The organism is Rugosimonospora acidiphila (genome assembly GCF_039543385.1).
In the GTDB taxonomy this organism is placed as follows: Bacteria; Actinomycetota; Actinomycetes; order Mycobacteriales; family Micromonosporaceae; genus Rugosimonospora; species Rugosimonospora acidiphila.
The window spans coordinates 80,882-103,694 of sequence record NZ_BAABJQ010000025.1 but is presented as its reverse complement, the minus strand read 5'-3'; the positions used below and the strand labels follow the sequence as shown (position 1 = coordinate 103,694).

Here is a 22,813-nt window from a genome sequence, read left to right as displayed (position 1 = left end):
CTCAGACTCGCTTCCTGTCAAAGCCGGCGCGCACCCCGGTGCCGAACCTGCGCAGCGCGCCGTCCGGGCCGGATGCGTTGGGTCGTTGGAAAATCCAGTTCTGCCAGGCGGACAGCCGGCCGAATATCTTCGTCTCCATCGTCTCCGGGCCGACGAACCGGTAGTTCGCCTCCAGGCCGGTCAACGCGTCCGGGCTGAAGCTCGCCCGCTCCTCCACCGCGATGCGCACCTCCTCGTCCCAGTCGAGGTCGTCCGGGGCGAAGGTGATCAGACCGAGCGCCAGGGCGGCCTCGGCCTCCAGGGGCCGGCCCTCGGTAGCGGTAGCGGCGGCCAGGCCCTCGTCGTCACCGTAGAACCGGGACCGCACCCGGGTCAGCCCGTTGCCCATCGGCAGCGGGCCGAGGTTCATCCCGGCCAGCGTGACGGTGGCCGGCCCGGCGCCGGGGTCGACGTCCTCGAACACGCCGGACAGCTGGTACGAACGGTCGGCTGCCAGGGCCAGCTCCAGCAGGCTGCCGGCGAAGCAGCTCTCCGGCTCGATCAGCGCCAGCAGGCTGCGGCTGGTCACGTCCAGCCGCTTGAGGGTGCGCTTGAGATACAGCAGGATCTCGTTGGCCAGCCAGTGCTCGGCGTGCTCCAGCAGCAGCCGGTCGTGGGCCAGCACCCGCCCGGGGTCGCCGACGGTGCGCAGCACCCAGGTGCCCAACTCCGGCTCGTTGGTGCGCAGGTCGAGGATCAGGTCGTCCAGCTCGCGGGTCATCGCCAGGCTCCAGAAGCCGGCGCCCTGCCGGCACACGCCGTCGATCCCGTCCGGTGGGTCCTCGCGCGGACCGGCGACGGTGATCTCGGCGACGCCACCGGTACGGTCCAGCACCGCGGTCACATAGCCGTACTCGATGCGGTCGGCCTGGCGCCGCTTGTCCAGCGGGGTGAGCCGGATGCCGGCGGCCCCGGCCGGGCGCCCGGAGCGCTCGGCGAGCTCCGCTGCCCGCTGCGCCACGGTCCGCGTCCAGGCCGGCCGTGGCACCGCCTCGTCGACCAGCCGCCATCGCACCGCCCGCGCGCCGCCGACGCCCTCGGGCCGGGTGGCGAAGTAGTCGGCCAGGTCGCGCCGCACGTGGCGCTTGTCCACCAGCCGGGTCAGCCCGCCGGTGCCGGGCAGCACGCCCAGCAGGGGCAGTTCGGGCAGGGACACCGCCGAGGAGCGGTCGTCGACCAGCATGATGTGCTCGCACGCCAGCGCCAGCTCGTATCCGCCGCCGGAAGCCGTGCCGTTGACCGCCGCGAGGTACGTCTGTCCGGAGTGGACGGTCGCATCCTCGATGCCGTTGCGGGTCTCGTTGGTGAACTTGCAGAAGTTCACCTTCCACTCGTGCGGCGAGCCGGCCAGCATCCTGATGTTCGCACCGGCGCAGAAGATGCGCTCCTTGGCGCTGGTGAGCACCACGGTGCGCACCTCGGGGTGCTCGAAGCGCAGCCGCTGCACGGCGTCGTAGAGCTCGATGTCGACCCCGAGGTCGTACGAGTTGAGCTTGAGCTCGTAGCCGTCCCGCAGGGTGGCGTGCTCCCGCACGTCCATCGCGAGCGTCGCCACCGGAGCCTCGACGCTCAGCCGCCAGTGCCGGTATGACCCTGGCTCGGTCCGGAAGTCCACCACGCCGTCGGTGACGGGCTCGACGGGTGCGGCGGGCTCGGCGGGTGCGGTGGTCGTCATCGATCCTCCTGGCACACCTGGAGCGGTAACCAATGTTCTACATCGTTCGATCAGTGTGTCAAGTCGATGTAGCATGTTCGCGGCCGAAGGGACACCCAGCCATGCCGGACTCCGAACCACCGCCCCCGCGGGTGCCGCACGCCAGCGAGTCGAAGGGCGCGCCGCGACCCGCCCTGACCAGGCGCAACAACGTCGGGGCCACCTCGGCGCCCTCGTTGCTGCTCACCGTGCTCGGCGAGTATGTGCTGCCCGACGGCCAGCCGGTCTGGACCTCCACCCTGGTCGCCGTGCTGGCCGGGCTCGGGATCGAGGAGAAGGCGTCCCGGCAGGCGCTGGCCCGCGCCGCGGCCGGCGGGTTCATCGTCACGCAGCGCTCCGGCCGGCGGGTGCGATGGCAGCTGACCGACCCCGGCCGGCGCCTGCTCACCGATGGCGCCGAGCGCATCTACTCGTTCGCCGAGGCGTCGTCGCCCTGGGACGGCCGGTGGCTGCTGGTGTCGGTGGCCGTACCCGAGGGGCAGCGGCGGGTACGCCAGCAGCTGCGTACCCGGATGACGTGGGCCGGCTTCGGCAGCCCGGCACCCGGCCTGTGGGTCAGCCCCAACGCCGGGCGGGAGGTCGAGGCCAAGCAGATCGTCACCGACCTCGGGCTCGGCGAGGCGGCGCTGTCGTTCACCGGCCCGTTCGCCGGCATCGGTGGCCAGCACACCCTCGTCGAGCAGGCGTGGAACCTGCGTGCGCTGGCCGAGCGCTACCAGGCCTTCCTCGACGAGTTCGCCGGCGCGCGGCCGGCCCCCGGCGACGAGACGCTGGTGGCACAGGCCCGGTTGGTACACGAGTGGCGGCGCTTCCCGTTCCTCGACCCCAAGCTGCCCGCGGAGTTGCTGCCGCCCGACTGGATAGGCATCCGGGCCGGCGGACTGTTCCGGAAACTGCACGGGGCGTGGCAGGACGGGGCACAGCGGCACTGGCGCGCCCTGGTCGAGCGCCAGGACCCGACCGGCGCGGCCTGACCGGGCGATATCGACGCGCGCCGCGGCGGGCTGGTCTGGGACCATCCTGCGCATGAGCGTCGTCGAACTCCTGAGCGAGCTGCCGGTATTCGCCTCTCCGCTGCCGTCATTCGACGTCGAGTCCGTTCCCGCGCTGCCCAACGCGCTGTTCGTCGCCTGGCTGCGCGAGGCGGCCACCGCCGGGGTGGTCGAGCCGCACGCGATGACGCTGAGCACGGTGGACGAGGACGGCTTGCCCGACGCCCGGGTGGTGATCCTGCGGGACGTCGATGACCGCGGCTGGCTGTTCGCCACCTCGTCGGAGAGCGCGAAGGGCCGGCAGCTGGAGCGAGGCGGCGTCGCGCTGAGCTTCTACTGGCGGGAACAGGGCCGCCAGGTCCGGGTGCGCGGTCGATCCCGCGCGCTCGATCCTGATACCTGCGCCCGCGACTTCCTCGTGCGCCCCGAGATGTCCCGAGAGGCGTCCCTGGTGGGCCGGCAGAGCACCGTGCTCGCCGACCGGGCGGAGCTGGACGGTGCGCTGGTCGCCGCGCACCGCGCCCTGATCGAGAATCCCGGCGCGGTAGCGGCCGACCACACGCTGTACGTCGTCGAACCGGCCCGGGTGGAGTTCTGGCAGGGCGACGCGGAACGCCGGCACGTGCGGCTGCGCTACCGCCGGGGCGCCAGCGGCTGGATCCGCGAACTCCTCTGGCCCTGACCACGAAGGGATCACTCGGCCGCGCCGGCGCTACCGCGGGCGGCTGGGCTAGCGAAATCGCTCGCTCCCGGGACTCAACCTGGACGCGGCGGCCGAGGTCATGTTGGGTGACGTTTCGCCGTTGAGGGGAGCCAAGTGACCGATGAGGGATTTCGCGACTTCGTGCGGATGCGATATATGGATCTGTTACGGACGGCTTATCTGCTGACCGGGACGTGGCCCAACGCAGAGGATCTCGTGCAGATCGCGTTGATGAAGGCCATGCGGAACTGGTCCCGGATCGACGATCCCATGGCGTACCTGCGCCGGGCGTTGGCCAACCAGCGGGCCACGATCTGGAGCCGGATGCGCCGGCAGCCGCTGCCGGTCGGGAAGCTGCCCGACCACCCGGACAGCAGGGACCTCGCGGAGTCCGTGGCGCAGCGGGACGAGCTGCTCCGCGCGCTGGCCGGCCTGCCGCCGCGGATGCGGGCCGTGCTGGTCCTGCGCTACTGGGAAGACCTGTCAGAGGCCGACACGGCCGGAATCCTCGGCTGCTCGATCGGGTCGGTCAAGAGCCAGGCGTCGCGCGGCCTGGCCCAGCTCCGATCCGTTCTGGCCGGCTCACGCACACCCGTGGGGGGAAGCTTCGATGTTGGATGAGAACCTGCACTCGGCCTTCGCCGACGCCGTACGAGACACCCCGCCCCAGACCTCCGATCCGTACGACCGGCTGATCCGCCGGGCTCGGCGCGGGCGGCGCGTCCGTCTGGCGCTGGGCGGGTCCGGCCTGGTCGCGGCGGCGCTGGCCACCCTGGCCATCGTGCCCGTGGCGCACCCGGCCGGCACCGGCTCGATCGCCTACGCCGGCGGCCCCGTCATGTCCGACTGGGCCCGCCGGCTCATCGCCTCCCCGACCCGGGGTGATCTCAGCGACGACGCGGGCTACCTCGCGGAGTTCACCGGGATCGCGGCCCGGCACCGCGCCGACTGGCAGGTCGCGCCGAACCTCACCGCCGTCAAGGTGCTCTACGCCGGTGACGATTCCGGCACGCGCGTCGTGCTTCTGGTCTTCTCCAACACCGACCGGGCGGTGTTCGTGTGGTTCAGCGCGCCGAAGGGCGCCCCGGCCTCGCTGCTGGCGAAGCGACCGACGCTGTCCAACGATCTGGAGCCGTTCGCGACCGTCTCGTACAGCGCCCGACCGTACGCGGACAAGGACACGACGCGCTTCACCATCGGGCTCGCGCCGGCCGGGTGCCGGATTGACAGCAGCAGCGACGCGGCGCACCAGGCATGGGTGCCGGTGCCGACCGGGTCCTTCGCCGCGCTGGACACCGCGACTTCGGCGCAGTGGTGGCGGGTCACCTGCGACGGCGTCGTCCACTACCTGGGACCGGCCGAGGGGTCCGGGGTGTACCTGCTGCCCACGGTCACCGACAGTCAGTTGGCCGAAGCCCTGACCGGCGCTCGGGGAACCGTCGACCGGGACGTCGCGCGGTTCGCCGTGAGCGGGCTCGAACCGGGCACGGGACCGGTACTCACGACCGGCACTCCCCGCGTGCTGTGGGGCGGATCCGTGCCCGGTGAGCAGTCCGACCCCGCGGTCGTCGCCGCGGCACCGCTGGCCAACGGCCGGGGCTGGTACGTGTATTTCGAGACGTACAACCCGAAGGCGCCCGGTGGCGCCGCCGCCCGGACCAGTTTCAAGGTGGGCACCCGGGTGGCGCTGGACGACCCGAGGAGCCTGTTCGGCCTGAGGACGGCGGATGCCCGGTCCAACCCGACCGATCAGATCCTGGTGCTGGCCCCACGGGACGCGGTGTCGGCCATCGCGGTCACCGCCGGTGGAGACCGGGTCGCCGACGTGAGGCTCACCGACGGGATCGGCTGGCTGACCTCGACGCCTCGCACGCCGGTGACCCTTCAGGCGTTGGGCGCCAAGGGCACAGTGATCGCCTCGTACCCGCTCGATTCGCCATCGGACGCCTCCGTCGCGGACGTCGCACCCACCATCGACAACTGGTGAGCGGCTCGGATCGGGCTCTGGAGCCGCCGGAGTCGACCGGCGTCAGCCGATCGACAGCCGGGGCGGCGGTACGAACGGCGACACCAGCATCGGTTCGCCGCACACCTGCATGCGCACCGGGCCGGCCACGTTGCCCGCGGAGCCGGGCAGCGCCAGGTGCAGCGTGTCGGTGGCCACGCAGCTGCCGTCGCCGTACTGCACCTCGCTGTACCGCACCAGGAAACCGGACTGGCCGCCGGCCGCCAGGTTGACCGTGCCGGCCGGGTCGCCGAACGCGAGGCTGCCCAGCCGGCCGTGGCTCAGCGTCACCGGCTCGGTGACCGGCGTGCCGCTCGGGGTCGGGGCGCTCAGCGTGAACGTCGGGTACCCGGACAGGCTGCACGGCTTCGACGAACCGTTGGTCAGCTGGATCGCCACCACGATCTGCCCGGCCGCCCCGTTGTCGCCCGGCCGCTGTTTCAGCGACAGCGCGCCGGCGGCACACCCGGGTGCCGGGGCGACCGTGGCGCCGCCCGCGCCGCCGCCGGAGCCCGCCCCGGCGTCCGGGACGCCACCCGTCCCGGACCCGCCGGTCCCTGAGCCACCCGACCCCGACCCGGTGCCGCCGCCGATGCCAGTGCCGCCGCCGGAGATGGCGCCGCCGGTACCGGCGCCGGCCGACTTGCCGGCGGCCGGCGCGAGCGGCGGGGCCGACAGCGGCAGGCCCGGGTCGATGTCGGGTAGGGCGACCACCGGCGCACGGGTCGAGCGGCCCGGCCCCGCGTACGGGTGGCCGTGGGACGAGCCGCAGCCGGCCACCGTGATCGCCGCCAGCAGCGCGGCGCAGCCGGCCAGCGCGACCCGGAGCTTGGCCACCATCGGTGCCTCCTCGGCGCTCGCGCCGGCTCCTGTTCCCGGGGCCGGCCTCGGGATGAAACACCCCAGACCATCAGGCCACCGACGCTGGCCGCCCCGCAATCGACGACGCGACACCAATTCGGGGTGGTTCAGCGGACGGTTATGGCGGATCGGGCTGGGCCACCGGCCGACCAGTCGATGGCAACGCTCGATGGCAGCGCTCGAAGGGAACGCTCGAAATGGGAACGCTCGAATGGCAGCGCTGGAAATGGCAACGGCCGAGGGCGCCGGCCAGGCGCGCGCCCGGCGGCTTCGCCGATGGGATCAGACGCCCGTCGGGTACGTCTCGGGCTCCAGCGCGTCACGCGGCCGCGTGCCCACCGGCAGCAGGCCCCGGCTCTGCTCGAACCACAGGAACGCGTCGTACCGGTCGCCCAGCACGGTCGGTACGTAGTTACCCCGGTCCCGCTCCGGGTGGTAAACGACGCCGACGGCCCGGTGGCCCAGTTCGTCGCGCAGCAGGTCCGACCGCTGCCCCAGCGGAAACACCGACAGCGCCCGGGGCGGCGCGTCCTCGCTCAGCACCGCCTCCAGCGACCCCGGTCGGGCCGGCGGTACCGGCATCAGCCGCATGGGCGCGCCCCACTCGTCGCCGGCCACGACCGTCCCCCGGTGCGTACCGAAGCCCACCAGCACCACCTGGTCCGGCCCGTACCGCTCCCGGGCCAGCTGGCCGATGTTGACCTCGCCGGCCACCGCCATGTCGGTGGCCCGGGCGTCGCCCACGTGGGTGTTGTGTGCCCACACCACGCCCCGGGACCCGGGTCCGTAGTGGGTCAGCAGCCGGTCGAGGGTCGCGTCCATGTGCCGGTCCCGCACGTTCCACGACTGGCGGTCGCCGGCCATCATCGACCGGTAATACCGCTCGGCGCCCGCGACCACCTCGGCGTTCTGCCAGGCGCCGAACTCACCCGCACCGTCGGCGGCGGCCCGCTGGCGCAGCTCGACGAGCAGGTCGACCACCTCGTTCTCGCACCGGGACGGCACGAACCGGGTGGCGCGCGCGTAGTTGTACGGGTCCTCGTCGTACGGTTCGAAGCACCGGTACGCGGCCAGCGCCTCCGGCACCTCCTGCGGCTCGTTCTCGCGCAGGTACAGCAGGATCTCGCGCAGCGACTCCCACAGCGAGTACACGTCGAGGCCGTGGAACCCGGCCCGTTCGGACTCGCCCACACCGGCGTTGTGCCCACGCAGCCACCGGCAGAAGTCGGCGACCTCCTCGTTGGCCCACATCCAGGTCGGCCACCGCTCGAAGACGGTCAGCGCCTCGCGCGGATCGGCCGAGGCGCCGGGCCGCAGCCGCACCGCGCCGTCGATCCGGTCGCAGTCCGGCCAGTCGCCCTCGACGGCGACGAACGAGAAGCCCCGCTCGGCGATCAGCCGGCGGGTCAGCGCCGCCCGCCAGCGGTAGAACTCGTGCGTGCCATGGCTGGCCTCGCCCAGCATCACCACCCGGGCGTTCCCGATCCGATCGAGCAGGATGTCCAGGTCGCCCGGGTCGGTGATGGGCGTGGTCAGCGCGACGATCTCGTCCCGATACCGTGTCATGATCTTCCCCCCGCGGCCCTCGCACCCCATGCCTACCCGGGCGCGGCGCGGGGAAACCGACCGCGCCACTGCACGCGATTGGACCCGGATGGCTCGGGTAGCGGATCGGTCAGGAGGTGGTGCGGCAATGGCGAGCATCCAACTCGACAGCCCCGCGTTCGGCAATCACGACGAGATTCCGGCACGGTACGCGCACACCGGCGAAAACATCTCACCGCCGCTGCGCTGGTCGGGCCTGCCAGAGAGCGCGACCGAGCTGATCCTGCTGTGCGAGGACCCGGACGCCCCGAGCACGACCTTCCTGCACTGGCTGGTGACCGGCATCGACCCGGCGTCCAACGGGGTGAGTGAGGGCCAGATCCCGCGGGGCGGCCAGGAGTGGCCCAACGGCTTCGGCGAGCCGGGCTGGGGCGGGCCGCAACCACCTCCCGGCGATCCGGCGCACCGCTTCGTGTTCCACCTGTACGCGCTGGGCCAGCCGATCCAGCTGCCGGACCAGCCGAGCGCGTACGACGTGCACCGGCACGTGGACGAGGCCGCGGTGGCCAGCGGCACCACGGTCGGCCTGTTCCAGCGGTAGCCGGTGACCGTGATGGCAGCGGGCACGATGGATCTGGCGCAGCGGCGGCGGCTGGCCCGCCGCCTGATCGGCAGGGCCGGCCGGGGCTTCGCCGAGCGGGCCGGATTCCAGGTCTCCAACAACCCGGCGAACCTTTTCCAGCTGCTGTGCCTGTCGCTGTTGGCGGCCGGTCGACGGGACGAGGACCGGGCCGTGCGCGCCGCCCGGGCACTGCGCGAGCGGGGCTGGGACTCGGCGGCGCGGCTGGCCCGGTCGCCGTACGAGCGGCGGGTGACGGCGATCCGCGACGCCATCGGGCAACGCGACGCCAGCGAGCTGGCCGGCACGCTCGGCACGCTCGCCGAGGCGGTGGTCGACGGGTACCAGGGGGACCTGCGCCGGCTGCGTACGCGGGCCGGGCACGACCCGACCCGGGAGCGGCGCCTGCTGCGGGAGCTGCCGGGCGTGAGCGACGCCGCGGTCGACCTGTTCTTCCGCGAGGTACAGGCGGGCTGGCGCGAGGTCGGGCCGTTCGCCGACCGGCGCGCCCTGGCCGCCGCCCGCAGGCTCGGGCTGGGGCGTTCGACGGCCGAACTGTCCGAGGTCGCCGGGGGTGGGGAGTCGGAGAAGCTCGCCTGGCTGGTCAGCGCGCTGGTCCGGGTGGACCTCGACCGCGATTACGGCGCGGCGCGCCAGCTGGCCCGCGCCTGAAGCTCAGGACGTCCTGTGATTCGCAACGCGTAGCGGTACGTCCACGCTCCGCTGCGGCACAATGGCTTCACCGCGCACAACCGGGACAGGAGCGTGTGGTGAAGGTCTTCCTCTCGACCGATATGGAGGGCACGGCCGGGGTCGTCGACTGGTCCCAGTGCCGCCCGCCCGGCCCTGACTACGAGTACTGCCGAGGATTGCTGCAGGCCGAGGTGAACGCCGCCATCGACGGTGCGATCGAGGCGGGGGCCCGGGAATTCCTGGTCAATGACTCGCACTCGGACATGCAGAACCTGCGCCCCGATCAGCTGCACGGCGGCGCGGGCTATCTGTCCGGCCGGCACAAGCCGCTGTACATGATGCAGGGGCTGGACGCCTCGTTCGACGCCGTGTTCTTCATTTCGTACCACGGCTCGATGAGCTCCTCGGTCTCGGTGCTCTCGCACACGTACAACCCGAAGGCCATCGCCGATGTGCGGCTCAACGACGTGGTGGCCGGCGAGTCGGGCGTCAACGCCCTGGTGGCGCAGGCCTACGGGGTACCGGTGGTGCTGATCACCGGCGACCGGACCACGGCCCAGGAGGCGGCGCCGTTCTTCCCCACCATCGAGACCGCGGTGGTCAAGGAGTCCGTTACCCGCTTCGCCGCCACCGCCCTGCACCCCGAGCGCGCCCGCGCGCTGATCCGGGAGGGCGCCCGGCGCGCGATCGCGCGGCTGCCCACGTTCTCCCCGCCCGCGATCACGCTGCCGGCGACGCTGAGCGTCCGGTTCCACAACGGGGACCTCGCCGACCTGGCCACCTGGCTGCGAGGCGTCGAGCGGATCGACGAGAAGACGGTGATGATGACCGACGACGACCCGCTGCGGCTGTTCCGTACGTTCATCACCACCATCCTGCTCACCCGGGCCATCGCCGAGTAGCGGCCCGCGTCGCTACTTGCCGGTGGCCTGGCCGAGGGCCTGCTTGAGCGCGTCGAACTGGGCGACCTGCCAGTCCTGGAAGGACGCGCCGGCCGGGGTGAGCGTCTCGGTGATGGTGCTGACCGGAATCCCCGCCGCCTTGGCCTCGTTCACCTGCTGCTGCACGTCCGGCGTGGCGTTCTGGCTGTTGTACACGTAGACCTTGATCTGCTTGTTCTTGATCTGGTTGTCGATCGACGCCTTGTCCTTGGCGCTCGGGTCGCTGCCCTCGCTGATGTCGGTCAGGAAGGCCGCCGGGGTCAACAGGTTCAGGCCCAGCGCCGGGGACAGCATCGCGAAAATCGACTCCGAGGCGCCGACCGGAGTACCCGAGTAGTTGGTCTTGATCTCACTGATCGTGTCGAAGTAGGTCTTCAGGTTGGTATTGATGACCGTGTCGTGCTGGGTGTCGAAGAACGACGCGTCGGCCGGGTCGATTTTCTTGTAGTCCGCGGTGATCTGATCGATGACCTGCCGCACATTGCCCGGGTTGTACCACCGGTGCGGATTGTCGCCGTCCTTCGCGCCGACCAGGTCACCCACCGTCAGCGTGGTCCGCGACGACGACGGGTTGGCGTCGGCGAGCTTGGTGGCCCACGCGTCGTACCCGACCCCGTTGATGAGGGCCAACTTCGCCGAGGCGATCTCCCGACCGTCCGCGGCGGTGGGCTCGTAGTCGTGCGGGTCGGCGTCCGGGTTGTTGATGATGCTGGTGACCTTCACGTGCGAGCCACCCAGCTGCGCGGCCAGGCTGCCCCAGAAGTTCTCGGCCGCGACCACCTCGATCGTGGCGGAGCCGCCCGACGACTTCGTGGGCGCGGTGGTGGCGCAGGCCGAAAGCGCCACGGCCAGCAGGGCGGCGGTGCCCGCCGTGAGGCCGAGGCGGCGACGCCGGGCGGTACCCGGCGGGTAGGTCAAGGACATGAGGGACCTTCGTGAGTGCGTCAACGTTCCAGGATCCGAAGCTAACGAAAACAGGTTCCGTTATCAAATGCGCTCCACGGCATGAATTCCGCAGCTCACAGCCTTGCGCGGGCAGGAATGACGGGTACCAGCGCGGGTAACAACGCGGGTGGAGGGGGGCGATCTCGATGGCCCAGCACGGCAGCCACCAGTACGAGATCAAGCGCAATCGACTGCGCAAGGACCTGGACAACAACGGAATCCCGGACAAGCACGCGGACGACATGGCAAACAACATCCTGGCGAACGAGCACGGCACCAAGACCCGGACGCTGCCCACCCCGAAGCTGCTGCGTTACCTGCGCCGCCTGACCAGGAAGGCCGGCGCCGGGCCGCGTTGACGGCCCCGGAACGCGACGCTCACCCGGGACGGACGCTCACCCAGGGCGGACGCTCAGCCAGGGCGGACGCTCAGCCAGGGCGGACGCTCACCCGGGGCGCAGGCGCTCGTGCGGCTCGGGCGGCAACTCGACACGGATCGGGTCGCCCGGCCGCACGGTGCCACCGGCGAGCACCACGCTCATGACGCCGGCCTTGCGGATCACCTCGCCGTGCTCGTCGCGGCCCAGCACCGCGGCCATCAGGCCGCGGTGCCGCACCTTCTTCTCACTCGGGTGCGCGTCGGGGCCGGCGCCGCCGCCCGCGCGGGACTCCACGCGGGTGGCGACACCCGGCACGCGGCCAGGATGCGGGCGGCCCGTCAACCGCCTTTCGCCTCGCTCAACCCCAACTGGCCAGGCGGCTCAATTGACCGGGCCACGCAGCACGGCCACGCCCCGGGGCTCCAGCGTCACCGAGTCCACCGCGCCGGAGTCCACCGCCCCGGAGCCCGCCGCGCCGGGGCCAACCTCGTCCGACCGCTCGGCCAGCAGGTTGACCGCCGGTGCCGGCAGGGCCACCCGGACCGGCCGGGCACCGTGGTTGAGCAGGAACAGGTACGAGTGGTCGGCGCCGTGCCGGGTGACCGCCTGTACGCCCTCGGGCAGGTCGGGCAGCGCCGGCGCGACACCGGCGTCGCCGCACACCCGGTCGAGCAGTTCCCGCATCGCGGCCGGGTCCGGCCGGGTGCCCAGGTACCAGGCCACGCCCCGCCCGTACGCGTGCCGCGTCACCGCCGGCCGGCCGGCCAGGTCCCCGGTGAAGCCCGCGACCACCTCGGCACCCTCGAGCTCGATCCACTCTGACCAGACGGTACCGGTGTGCCGCCGCCCGGCCAGGTCCAGCTCGACCGTACCGTCCACCGGCAGCGGCCAGAACTCGTCGACGCGCAGTCCGAGCACCTCGCGCAGGGGCGCCGGGTAGCCGCCCAGGTACGCGCGTTCGCACTCGTCCACGATGCCGGTGAAGAACGACACCACCAGGTGGCCGCCGCCGGCCACGTACTCGGTCAGCCGCCGCGCGTCGGCCGCCCGCAGCAGGTACAGGTTGGGCACGACCACCAGCCGGTACCCGGACAGGTCGGCGTCCGGCGGCACGATGTCACAGGTGACGTGCGCGTCGAACAGCGGCGCGTAGTGCGCCCGGTGCGCCTCCATCAGGTCGAGGACGGCCGGGTGGGCCGGTGCGTCGAGGGCCCGCCAGCTGTCCCAGTCGTGCAGCAGCGCGACGTCGGCGCGCACCCGCGTGCCGGCCACCTCGGCCACGCCGGCCAGTTCCCGACCGAGCGCCTGGACCTCGCGGTGGGTACGCGTGTCGACGCCGCCGTGCGGCACCATCGCCGAGTGGAACTTCTCCGCCCCGCCGGCCGCCTGGCGCCACTGAAAGAACAGCACCGCGTCGGCGCCCTGCGCCACCGCCTGCCAGCTCCACAGCCGCATGGTGCCCGGCGGCTTCGGCGCGTTGCGCTCGCGCCAGTTGACCGCGCTGGGCGCCTGCTCCATGAGCAGCCATGGCTGGCCGGCGCGGGCCGAGCGGACCAGGTCGTAGCCGAACGCGGCCTCGACGTGGGCGCGCGGGTCGTACGGGTCGGGGTAGCTGTCCAGGCTCACCACGTCCTGCTCGGCCGCCCACCGGTATGAGTCGATCGGCTGGTGCACCAGCCCGATGAAGTTGGTGGTGACCGGGATGTCCGGGGTGTGCCGCCGGATGATGTCGCGTTCGGTGAGGTAGCACCGCAGGATCGCGTCGTCGCTGAAGCGGGCGAAGTCCAGCCGCTGCGCCGGGTTCCCCAGGGTCGGCGCGGTACGGGGTGGGTAGATCTCGTCCCAGTCGCCGTAGCGCTGCGACCAGAACGTGGTGGACCAGGCCGCGTTGAGCGCGTCGAGGTCGCCGTAGCGCTCGCGCAGCCACCGGCGGAAGTCGACGCCGGACACGTCGCAGAAGCACTGCCGGGTGTGGCAGCCGTACTCGTTGCCGATGTGCCAGATGGAAAGGGCCGGGTGGTTGCCGTACCGGGTGGCCAACTGCTCGACCAGCCGGCCGGCGTGCTCGCGGTAGACCGGGCTCGACGGGCAGTAGTGCTGCCGGGCACCGGGCCACAGCCGGGTCCCGTCGGCCCGCTGGGGCAGGATCTCCGGGTACCGGTGGGACAGCCAGGGCGGCGGCGATGCGGTCATGGTGGCCAGGCTGACTCCGATGCCGGTCGCCGCCAGATTGTCCATCACCTCGTCGAACCAGCCGAAGTCGTACTCGCCCTGGCGGGGCTCGACGGCGGCCCAGGAGAAGATGCCGGCGGTGACGAGCGAGACGCCCGCCCCGACCATCAGCTTCAGGTCCTCGGCCCACACCTCGCGGGGCCACTGTTCGGGGTTGTAGTCGCCGCCGAACATGATTTTGGGCAGCGCGATCGCGCCGCGGGGCTCGGTCATGGTGGGTGGTCTCCTCGACGGGTACTCGTGCGTGCGAGGCAGCGATTGCGACAGGCGCAGCGTTGCGCTCCGGGCAGCGGCCACGGAGGACGTAGGATGTCCTGGTCAGAAAAACTATGGGCGCGTACGGTCCCCGTCAAGTCGGACACGGAGAGTACATTGCGAACGGCGGGCGACGAACCCCGACATGGGATGTTGCACTCGGATCGGGCCACCGGGGAGGCGGCATGAGCAGGCGTGGCGGCGACTCGGTTCAGGACCGCATCGTCGCTCTGATCCACGAGCGCCAGCTCGCGCCGGGCGCACCGATGCCCACCGAACCCCAGCTGATGGAGATCCTCGGGGCGAGCCGCAACTCCGTCCGCGAGGCGATCCGGGCGCTCCAGGCGCTGGGCATCGTCGAGATCCGCCACGGGTACGGCACGTTCATCGGGCACGCCTCGCTCGACGTGCTCGGCCCGTCGCTGGAGTTCCGGATCCGCTCCGGGGCGGCCGGCGGCATCCGGGCGCTGCACGACCTGGTCGAGGTCAGGGAGATGCTGGAGACCGGCCTCATCGGCCGGGTGGCCACCACCACCAGCACCAGCCGGTTGTCCGCGCTCGACGCGCTGGTCACCGCGCTGGGCACCGACGCGGAGGCGGACCGGGCCTTCCACGCGCTGCTCTACGAGTCCTGCGGCAATGAGCTGGTGCTACAGCTGATCGACCTGTTCTGGCGGGTGTATCACCAGGTCGAGACGGTGCTGGGCTCGCCGGCCGAGCGCACCCACGACATCGTGGCCAACCACCGGCGCATCGTCGACGCGCTGCGCGCGCAGGACGCCGCGGGCGCGCAGGAGGCGATGCGGCGGCATTTCCGTGACGTCCGGGAGCGCATCTCCCGCGCGGAGGCGGCGCAGGAGCGGGTGGCCTGATCCGGTCCTGGGACGTCGGACGTCCCATATCCGAGGAGTGGAGCGGTGGTTCGGGGCGGCCCGTCGCGGCCCGTCGCGGCCCGACGCACATGCCCCCGCCGCCGCACTCCGGCCCGGCCGATCCACACCCCCGCCTCGGCGATGACGCCGGGCTCCGCCACGTCGCCCCCGCAGCTGTTCCCGACTGGTCTGGCTCGGCGCGTCCCACGTCACGCGACGACCCAGACCAGTCGCTGACCGGCGGTTCCCGGCGCGGCTATCCCCGGCCCAGGCGGGCCAGCCGCGCGCGTACCCCGGCGAAGTGGTCCCGCATCGCCGCCGTGGCCGCCACCCGATCCCCGGCAAGCACCGCCCAGTAGATGTCGCGGTGGGTGCGGGCGACGTCCACCGGCGTCTCGTCCGGCGTACCGAGGTCATCGCGCAGCTGGTGGTACACCTCCCAGAACGCGCCGAGCAGCTGACCCACCAGCGGGTTGCCCAGCGGCCGGTAGAGCAGGTCGTGGAAGAGCCGGTCGGTCTCCGGCGAGACGACGTCGACCGCCGCCTCAGCCTGCATCCGCTCGATTACCTCGCGTATCGGCGTGAGCAATGTTGGCAAATCGAGACCTTCATCCCCATCAACGCCCTCCCGGCCGTCGATCAGCCGCAGCACCAGCCCGCTCTCCAGCACCTCGCGGATCTCGATAAGGTGGCCCAGGTGGTTGCGCTCGTCCTGCATGGTGATCCGACTGTGGAAGGCGAGTTCATCGACGAAGCCGTTGAGCGACATGCGCCCCACGAACATGCCGAAGCCGTGGCGGATCTCCACGATGCCGACCGCCTGCAGCACCTTGAGCGCCTCGCGCACGGAGTTGCGCCCGATGCCCAGCTCCTCCATGAGCTCGGACTCCGTGGGCAGCGCATCCCCGGTGACCAGGCCACGCTGCAGGATGATGTCCTTGACCGCCTCCTGAACCTCGGTGGCACGGCTGCGGCGTCGGGCGGCCACGGGTACCCGGCCGGCGGGCTTCGCCGCGCGCCGCACCTGGTCGTCTGTCATATGCGGGCGATCGGGGTGAAATGCCACAGACATCTCCTGGTGATCCGCTCTTGACCGGGGCCACGATCGCCCCCTAGCCTCCAACCTTACCGGACATGGGATGTGGGACGTCCAATGTCCACTCATGAGATCACACCCCAGATCCCCATAGGAGGCACCGTGAGCGCGCCGGTATCCAGGCTCGCCGTCAGCCGTCGCGACTTTTTGCGCTTCAGCGGCATGCTCGGTGGCGCCGCTGCCGTTACTGCCGCCATCTCCGCATGCAGTGGCCCCGCCTCAACGAGCTCGACCGGGGACGCCGCGAACAACGAACTTCTGACCGGCGTCATCGGGTACGGCAACGACCAGAGCTGGGACCCGCTGCTGACCGCGTCGGCCTTCTCCATGGCCGCCAACCAACACATCTACGAGGGTCTGGTCGACACCGACCCGGTGACCCGCGCCCCGTACGCGGCGCTGGCCACCGCGCTGCCCGACACCGCCGGTACGACCTGGAAGTTCACCCTGCGCTCCGGGGCGAAGTGGCACGACGGGCAGCCGGTCACCGTCGACGACGTGGTGTGGACCTACCAGCGCGCGCTCGACCCGGCCAACCAGACCCTGGCGTACTCCTTCCTGGCCAACTGGCTCACCTCGGTCAAGCAGTCCGGGGACAACGAGGTGACGTTCACCCTCAAGTACGCGTTCCCGGACGGCCTGCCCCGGCTCACCATCCCGAAGATCATGCCCAAGCACGTGTTCAACACCCAGGCCGGGCTGGACGCGGCCAAGGGCGGCAAGGCGGTCGGCTCCGGCCCCTACAAGCTGACCGCCAACAACGCCAAGTCCAACAGCGAACTCGAGCTGTTCTCCGACTACAACGGGCCGCTCAAGCCGACCATCAAGAAGATGAACTGGCTGTCCATTGTGGACGAGTCGGCCCGGGTAGCGAAGATCTCCGGCAGCAGCGCCGGCGCGCAGATCTCCGACAACGTGCCCTACGCGAACATCCAGCAGCTGCAGAAGGGCGGCCTCACGGTCGACGGCGGCAAGGGCATGAACCACATGTTCCTGATGTTCAACACCGCGCAGGCGCCGTTCAACGACGTGCGGGTCCGCCAGGCCATGTTCTACGCGATCGACACGCAGAAAATGATCGACGTGGCGCTCAAGGGCTACGGCACCGCGGCGTCCAGCTTCCTCAACCAGCAGAACCCGTCGTACGCGAAGGCCTCCACGGTCTACAACTACGACCCGAACAAGGCCAAGCAACTGCTCGCCGCGGCGGGCGTGTCGAACCTGTCCATCACCCTGATGGCGGTCAACGTCAGCTGGATCGTGGACTGCCTGCCCACGCTGGCCAACTCCTGGGAGGCGGTCGGCATCAAGGTGCAGCTGCAGCCCCAGGACACCAGCGCCCTGTTCACGAAGATGGACCAGTCCCAGTCCTACCAGGTGGTGGCGGCCACCTCGAACCCGAACCAGTTCGGGCAGGACTGTGACCTGATCCTGCGGTACAACTACACGGCCAACGGCACGTGGATGAAGTACACCAAGTGGGACAGCAGCGCGGAGGCCAAGCAGATCTTCAATCTGATGGACCAGGCGGCCGCGCAGCCCGACAAGACCCAGAAACTCAACCTGGAGCACCAGTACCTCGACATGATCGCCGAGCAGGCGGTCCTGTACCCGGTGGTGCACACCGAGCTGATGACCGCGTGGGACCCGAAGAAGCTCAGCGGCATTCAGGCCCTGCCCTACCCGGGCTTCAACCTGCTCAAGGCCAAGCTCGTCTGATTGACGCCGGCGCGGCGCCGGTGGTCCCCCACCCCTTGTCCGGCGCCGCGCCGGTCTTTCGCACGCGATCCGAACACCCCCGGCCTCGCGCCGGTGCACCCCGTCCCGACTCAACCCAGGAGGCACCCCGTGGCAGTGGTCCTCAGAATGCTGGTACGCCGCATACTCCTGCTGATCCCGCTGCTGCTGGGCGTCATCCTGTTCGTCTTCATCGTCATGCGGTTCTCAGACAACAAGCCGGAGTACGCGTACTTCGAGGGCCAGAACCCCACGCCGCAGCAGATCCACCAGTTCCAGGTGCAGAACGGCCTGTTGGATCCGCTGCCCGTGCGGTACATACACTTCGTCGGCCAGCTGCTGCACGGCGACATGGGTACCAGCGTGCTGACCAGCGCGCCGGTGCTCAAGTCGGTCAGCACCGCTATGCCGCTGACCCTGCAGCTGACCCTCCTCGGCCTCATCGTGGCCGTGGTGCTGTCGGTCATCTTCGGGACCATCTCCGCGCTGTTCCGGGACCGCTGGCCCGATCAGCTCATCCGGCTGGTATCCCTGATCGGCGTCGCCGCGCCAGCGTTCTGGCTGGCGCTGCTGATGATCCAGTACCTGGCCGTGGGCAGGGGTTGGTTCCCCACCAGCGGGTACGTCAACCCGGCCGACTCGTTCAGCGGCTGGCTGCGCTCGATGACGCTGCCCGCGCTGTCCCTGTCGCTGCCGGTGGCCGCCCAGCTCACCCGGATCATTCGAACATCCATGGTCGAGGAGCTGGACAAGGACTACGTGCGCACCGCGATCGGCAGCGGCCTGCACCCGGTCGTGGTGGTCGGGCGCAACGTGCTGCGCAACGCGCTCATCAACCCGTTGACCGTACTGGGACTGCGGGTCGGGTACCTGCTCGGCGGCGCGGTGGTCATCGAGACCATCTACTCGCTGCCCGGCATGGGCCAGCTCATGATCACCGCCGTCCAGGACGGTGACCCGGCCGTCGTGCAGGGCGTCGTGCTCACCATCGCGACCGGCTTCGTCGTGGTGAACCTCATCGTCGATGTGCTGTACCTGCTGGTCAACCCCCGACTCAGGAGCGCAGGCTGATGCGCAGAGGACTCGCGAACCGACTGTCCCGGCCCGGCATCAAGTTCCGCCGGCTCAACCTGGCCTCGTGGATCTCCCTCGCCGTACTGGTGGTGATCGCACTCGCCGCGATCTTCGCCCCGGTACTGGCGACCCACTCCCCGTACGCCCAGGCGGCCAACGGCGGCGGCCCCAGCGCCGCGCACTGGATGGGCCTGGACAGCACCAACCGGGACATCTTCAGCCGGCTGCTCTACGGCGCCCGATGGTCGCTGATCATCGGCCTGGGCGCCACCGCGATCGCACTGGTCACCGGCGCGATCATCGGCGCGGTCGCGGCCACCTCGCACCGGGCGGTCGACGAGTTCATCATGCGGGTGCTGGACGTCATCATGGCGTTCCCGGGCATCGCGCTGGCCGCCGTGCTGGTCGCGGTGTTCGGCGGCAGCATCCCGGTGCTGGTGTTCGCGATCGCCTTCCTGAACCTGCCGCCGGTGGCCCGGGTGGTGCGCGCGAATGTGCTGGCCCAGTACGGCGAGGACTACGTGGCGGCCGAGCGCACCATCGGCGCGCGTACCCGGCACATCCTGGTGCGCCACGTGGCCGTCAACTGCGCCGCGCCGATCCTGGTGTACGCCACCACCACGGTGGCCGACGCGATCGTCTTCGAGGCGTCGCTGTCGTTCATCGGCGCCGGCGTGCGCCCGCCCGAGGCGTCCTGGGGCAGCGTCATCGCCGACGGCAAGAACATGGTGCTGCTCGGCGGCTGGTGGGCCACGGTCTTCCCCGGCCTGCTGATCCTGCTCACCGTGTTGTCGCTGAACATCCTCGCCGAAGGCATCTCGGACGCCTGGGCCGCACCGGCCGCCCGGCGCTCCGGTACCAGCGGGAACGAGCAGCAGGTCGACGCGCTGGAGCAGGCCCGGCCCGGCTCCGGCGAGATCACCGAGCTGCCCGGCCTGGCCGAGGCCGCGCAGCGGATCGCGCAGCGGGCCCGGCCGCTGCCGCAGGGCCAACCGATCCTCGCGGTCAAGAACCTGACCATCGGCTTCGCCGACCGGCACAACGGTGTGGACATCGTCGACGGCATCTCTTTCGAGGTGCGCCCCGGCGAGGTGCTCGGCCTGGTCGGCGAGTCCGGCTCCGGCAAGTCGCTGACCTCGCTGACCGTCATGGGCCTGCAGCCCCGGGGCGCCCGGGTGGGCGGGGAGATCCTGTTCTCCGGCCGCGACCTGCTGACTCAGTCCCGGTCCGCCCGGCGGAAGCTGCTCGGGCACGAGATGGCCATGATCTACCAGGACGCGCTGTCCTCGCTGAACCCGTCGATGACCATCAAGGCGCAGCTCAAGCAGGTAATCCGGGCCGGCGGGACGCGCAGCGCGAGGCAGTTGCTGGAGCTGGTGGGGCTCGACCCCGACCGGACGCTCTCGTCGTACCCGCACGAGCTGTCCGGCGGCCAGCGCCAGCGCGTCCTGATCGCCATGGCGCTGTCCCGCGACCCGAAGCTGATCATCGCCGACGAGCCGACGACCGCGCTGGACGTGACCGTTCAGGCGCAGGTGATCCAGCTGCTCCTGCGGCTGCGCGAGGAGCTGGGCTTCGCCCTCATCCTGGTCTCGCACGACCTGGCCCTGGTCTCCGCGGTGACCGACCGGGTGATGGTGATGTACGGCGGGCAGATCGTCGAGTCCGGCGCGACCGCCGCCCTGGTCGGCGCGCCCGCCCACCACTACGCGCGGGGCCTGCTCGGCTCGGTGCTGTCCCTGGAGTCCGGCGCGGCGCGGCTGACCCAGATCCGGGGCGTCGTACCGTCGCCGGCCGACTTCCCCAACGGCTGCCGGTTCGCCGACCGCTGCCCGATGGCCACCGAACTCTGCCGGCGGGAGCAGCCGCTGCTGACCGGCGAGGGCTCGTACCACTCGGTGGCCTGCCACCATCCGGCGCTGGAGATCCCGGCGCCGCCCGTCGCCGCCGACCCGGGTACCGCGTCGGCCGCTCCAGCGGAGGCACGATGACCGCGACCGGCTCCCCGGCCCAGCCCACGTCGGGCCCGTCCTCGGCGGGCCCGACGGAAAGCGCCCCCACCGACAACGCCACTACCGACAACGCCACCACGGGAGGCGCCACTACCGACAGCGCCACCACGGGAGGCAACCACAAGGAAAGCGCCCCCACCGGAGGCGCACCGACCGGCGCACGCGCTCCCCTGGCCGAGGTCGACGACGTCCACGTGGTGTTCCGGGCGCGCAGCGGCGGCCTGTTCCGCCGCGACCACGTGTACGCGCTGACCGGCGTGGACCTGACCGTCCGCCCCGGCGAGACGGTGGGAATCGTGGGCGAGTCGGGCTGCGGCAAGTCCACCCTCGCCAAGGTGCTGGTCGGCCTGCAGGGGCCGACCTCCGGCACGGTGAGCTACGAGGGTCAGGACCTGACGAAGATGTCGCGCTCGCAGCGACGGCTCACCATCGGCACCACGGTGGGCATGGTCTTCCAGGACCCGTCCACCGCGCTCAACCGCCGGCTGCCCATCCGGCAGGTGCTGCGCGACCCGCTGGACGTGCACGGGGTGGGCACCGGCCGCGAGCGCGACGCCCGGGTGCGCGAGCTGCTCGACCTGGTCGGCCTGCCGTCCAGCGTGGCCAACGTGCTGCCCAGTCAGGTCTCCGGCGGCCAGCGCCAGCGCGTGGCCATCGCCCGGGCCCTGGCCCTGCAGCCGCGGCTGCTGATCGCCGACGAACCCACCAGCGCGCTGGACGTGTCGGTGCGTGCCCAGATCCTCAATCTGCTGCTGGACCTCAAGCGGCAGCTGGGCCTCGCCATGGTCTTCGTGTCCCACGACATCCAGACGGTGCGCCGGATGAGCGACCGCGTGGTGACCATGTACCTCGGCCGGATCGTGGAGCAGGCTCCAGCGCAGGCGGTACCGGCGGGCGCCCGGCACCCGTACACCCGGGCACTGTTCTCCGCCACGCCCGGCCTGCTCTCGCCCATCGACCCGATCCCGCTGGTGGGGCCGGTACCGCCGGCCACCCATCCACCGTCGGGCTGCCCGTTCCGCACCAGGTGCTGGGCGGCGGACGACCTCTGTGCGCAACAGATGCCCGCCGTCAGCGACGACGGCGCGGACCACCAGTACCGATGCCATCACCCGGTCGAGGCCGGGGCGACCGACCTCGACCTGATCAGCCAAGCGCAGGAGCGTGTATGAGCACCCCCGATCCCATGTCCGGCGTCATCCCTCCGGTGTGCACGCCGCTGTCCCCCGACTACGAGGTGGACACCTCTTCCCTGATCCGGCTGGTGGAGCACCTGCTCGACGGGGGGGTTGACGGGCTGTTCGTGCTGGGCTCCTCGTCGGAGGCGGCATTCCTGTCGGACCGGCACCGCCGTACCGTGCTGGACACCGTGATCGGCCACGTGGCCGGGCAGGTGCCGGTGCTGGCGGGCGTCATCGACATGACCGCGCCGCGGGTGGTCGACCACGTGGCGACGGCGCTGGACGCCGGCGCCGACGCGATAGTCGCGACCGCTCCGTTCTACACGCGTACCCACCCGGCCGAGATCGCGGTGCACTTCCGCACGATCGCCACCCGCGCGGGCATCCCGGTGTACGCGTACGACCTGCCGGTGTCGGTGCACACCAAGCTCGGCGCGGACCTGCTGCTGGAGCTGGCCGCCGAGGGGGTGCTGGCCGGGCTGAAGGACTCCAGCGGCGACGACGGCGGGCTGCGCAAGGTGATCCTCGGTCGGCGTGACCGTGACCTGTCGAGGTTCGCGGTGCTGACCGGCTCGGAGCTGACCGTGGACTCCGCGTTGTGGATGGGCGCCGACGGCGTGGTTCCCGGGTTGGGCAACGTGGACCCGCACGGGTACGTGCGGCTGTACAAGGCGGCGCGCGCCGGCGACTGGGAGGCGGCCCGGCGGGAGCAGGAGCGGCTGTTCCGGCTGTTCGATCTGGTCAACGCGGGCGGACCGCGGATGGGCCGGGGCTCCTCGGCACTGGGCGCGTTCAAGGCGGCGCTGCACCTGCGCGGCATCATCGCGTACCCGACGATGGCGCTGCCGCAGATCGCGCTGGACGCGGACGAGATCGCCGTGGTCGGCAAGCACCTGGCCGACGCCGCGCTCATCTGA

21 protein-coding genes are annotated in these 22,813 nt (G+C 71.3%); 14 read left to right on the top strand and 7 right to left on the bottom strand.

All coding sequences use genetic code 11. The features are described from left to right. Position 1: 1 nt before the first annotated feature. Positions 2–1,714, bottom strand: a complete 1,713-nt coding sequence (gene boxC, locus ABEA87_RS32050) for a 2,3-epoxybenzoyl-CoA dihydrolase (RefSeq protein WP_345635994.1) — start codon at positions 1,712–1,714, stop codon at positions 2–4. Between the two features lie 101 nt (positions 1,715–1,815). Between boxC and ABEA87_RS32045 the strand changes: the two genes are divergently transcribed. From ABEA87_RS32045 to ABEA87_RS32030, 4 genes are all read left to right on the top strand, one after another. Beyond that, on the top strand, positions 1,816–2,727 hold the full coding sequence (locus ABEA87_RS32045; RefSeq protein WP_345635993.1) for a PaaX family transcriptional regulator: 912 nt from the start codon (positions 1,816–1,818) through the stop codon (positions 2,725–2,727). Positions 2,728–2,779: 52 nt separating this feature from the next. Beyond that, positions 2,780–3,427: a pyridoxine/pyridoxamine 5'-phosphate oxidase gene (locus ABEA87_RS32040; protein ID WP_345635991.1), complete on the top strand. Its 648-nt coding sequence runs from the start codon at positions 2,780–2,782 to the stop codon at positions 3,425–3,427. 177 nt (positions 3,428–3,604) lie between these two features. Then, positions 3,605–4,069, top strand: coding sequence for a SigE family RNA polymerase sigma factor (locus ABEA87_RS32035; RefSeq protein WP_425570993.1), 465 nt, complete (start codon positions 3,605–3,607; stop codon positions 4,067–4,069). Then, positions 4,059–5,435, top strand: coding sequence for a hypothetical protein (locus tag ABEA87_RS32030; RefSeq protein WP_345635988.1), 1,377 nt, complete (start codon positions 4,059–4,061; stop codon positions 5,433–5,435). Before ABEA87_RS32035 ends, ABEA87_RS32030 begins: the two co-directional genes overlap by 11 nt. Before the next feature lie 42 nt (positions 5,436–5,477). Here the strand turns inward: ABEA87_RS32030 and ABEA87_RS32025 are convergent, their stop codons facing one another. Next, positions 5,478–6,293 carry a DUF4232 domain-containing protein gene (locus ABEA87_RS32025; RefSeq protein ID WP_345635986.1) on the bottom strand — a complete coding sequence of 272 codons (816 nt, stop codon included), beginning with the start codon at positions 6,291–6,293 and terminating at the stop codon, positions 5,478–5,480. 303 nt (positions 6,294–6,596) lie between these two features. Continuing rightward, entirely contained in the window at positions 6,597–7,880 is a 1,284-nt protein-coding gene (locus ABEA87_RS32020; protein WP_345635985.1) for an erythromycin esterase family protein, read from the bottom strand. Between the two features lie 127 nt (positions 7,881–8,007). Between ABEA87_RS32020 and ABEA87_RS32015 the strand changes: the two genes are divergently transcribed. From ABEA87_RS32015 to ABEA87_RS32005, 3 genes are all read left to right on the top strand, one after another. Beyond that, positions 8,008–8,460, top strand: a complete 453-nt coding sequence (locus ABEA87_RS32015; RefSeq protein ID WP_345635983.1) for a YbhB/YbcL family Raf kinase inhibitor-like protein — start codon at positions 8,008–8,010, stop codon at positions 8,458–8,460. Between the two features lie 12 nt (positions 8,461–8,472). Then, positions 8,473–9,150, top strand: coding sequence for a hypothetical protein (locus tag ABEA87_RS32010; protein ID WP_345635981.1), 678 nt, complete (start codon positions 8,473–8,475; stop codon positions 9,148–9,150). Between the two features lie 98 nt (positions 9,151–9,248). After that, positions 9,249–10,073, top strand: a complete 825-nt coding sequence (locus ABEA87_RS32005; protein ID WP_345635979.1) for a M55 family metallopeptidase — start codon at positions 9,249–9,251, stop codon at positions 10,071–10,073. A 12-nt stretch (positions 10,074–10,085) separates the two neighbouring features. Here the strand turns inward: ABEA87_RS32005 and ABEA87_RS32000 are convergent, their stop codons facing one another. Continuing rightward, positions 10,086–11,036, bottom strand: a complete 951-nt coding sequence (locus ABEA87_RS32000) for a metal ABC transporter solute-binding protein, Zn/Mn family (RefSeq protein ID WP_345635977.1) — start codon at positions 11,034–11,036, stop codon at positions 10,086–10,088. 167 nt (positions 11,037–11,203) lie between these two features. Here ABEA87_RS32000 and ABEA87_RS31995 point away from each other — a divergent pair, with 167 nt between their 5' ends. Further along, positions 11,204–11,416 (top strand): hypothetical protein, encoded by a 213-nt coding sequence (locus ABEA87_RS31995; protein ID WP_345635974.1) that lies wholly within the window; start codon positions 11,204–11,206, stop codon positions 11,414–11,416. An 87-nt stretch (positions 11,417–11,503) separates the two neighbouring features. Here the strand turns inward: ABEA87_RS31995 and ABEA87_RS31990 are convergent, their stop codons facing one another. Then, a complete protein-coding gene (locus ABEA87_RS31990) occupies positions 11,504–11,752 on the bottom strand; it encodes a hypothetical protein (RefSeq protein WP_345635971.1) in 249 nt (82 codons plus the stop codon). 66 nt (positions 11,753–11,818) lie between these two features. After that, on the bottom strand, positions 11,819–13,882 hold the full coding sequence (locus ABEA87_RS31985; protein WP_345635969.1) for a beta-galactosidase: 2,064 nt from the start codon (positions 13,880–13,882) through the stop codon (positions 11,819–11,821). Positions 13,883–14,109: 227 nt separating this feature from the next. On the opposite strand from ABEA87_RS31985, the gene ABEA87_RS31980 reads away from it, so the two are divergent. Next, positions 14,110–14,796, top strand: a complete 687-nt coding sequence (locus tag ABEA87_RS31980; RefSeq protein ID WP_345635967.1) for a FadR/GntR family transcriptional regulator — start codon at positions 14,110–14,112, stop codon at positions 14,794–14,796. 256 nt (positions 14,797–15,052) lie between these two features. Here the strand turns inward: ABEA87_RS31980 and ABEA87_RS31975 are convergent, their stop codons facing one another. Then, on the bottom strand, positions 15,053–15,835 hold the full coding sequence (locus ABEA87_RS31975) for a FadR/GntR family transcriptional regulator (RefSeq protein ID WP_345635965.1): 783 nt from the start codon (positions 15,833–15,835) through the stop codon (positions 15,053–15,055). A 159-nt stretch (positions 15,836–15,994) separates the two neighbouring features. Between ABEA87_RS31975 and ABEA87_RS31970 the strand changes: the two genes are divergently transcribed. From ABEA87_RS31970 to ABEA87_RS31950, 5 genes are all read left to right on the top strand, one after another. After that, a complete protein-coding gene (locus ABEA87_RS31970) occupies positions 15,995–17,611 on the top strand; it encodes an ABC transporter substrate-binding protein (protein WP_345635964.1) in 1,617 nt (538 codons plus the stop codon). Between the two features lie 129 nt (positions 17,612–17,740). Further along, positions 17,741–18,700 carry an ABC transporter permease gene (locus ABEA87_RS31965; protein ID WP_345635963.1) on the top strand — a complete coding sequence of 320 codons (960 nt, stop codon included), beginning with the start codon at positions 17,741–17,743 and terminating at the stop codon, positions 18,698–18,700. Next, the gene (locus tag ABEA87_RS31960) at positions 18,700–20,694 is read left to right on the top strand and encodes a dipeptide/oligopeptide/nickel ABC transporter permease/ATP-binding protein (RefSeq protein WP_345635962.1); all 1,995 of its coding nucleotides are present in this window, start codon (positions 18,700–18,702) and stop codon (positions 20,692–20,694) included. The genes ABEA87_RS31965 and ABEA87_RS31960 overlap by 1 nt, the downstream gene beginning before the upstream one ends. Beyond that, complete coding sequence (locus ABEA87_RS31955; protein ID WP_345635960.1) at positions 20,691–21,887, top strand: ABC transporter ATP-binding protein; 1,197 nt, start codon at positions 20,691–20,693, stop codon at positions 21,885–21,887. The genes ABEA87_RS31960 and ABEA87_RS31955 overlap by 4 nt, the downstream gene beginning before the upstream one ends. Continuing rightward, a complete protein-coding gene (locus ABEA87_RS31950; RefSeq protein ID WP_345635959.1) occupies positions 21,884–22,813 on the top strand; it encodes a dihydrodipicolinate synthase family protein in 930 nt (309 codons plus the stop codon). The genes ABEA87_RS31955 and ABEA87_RS31950 overlap by 4 nt, the downstream gene beginning before the upstream one ends.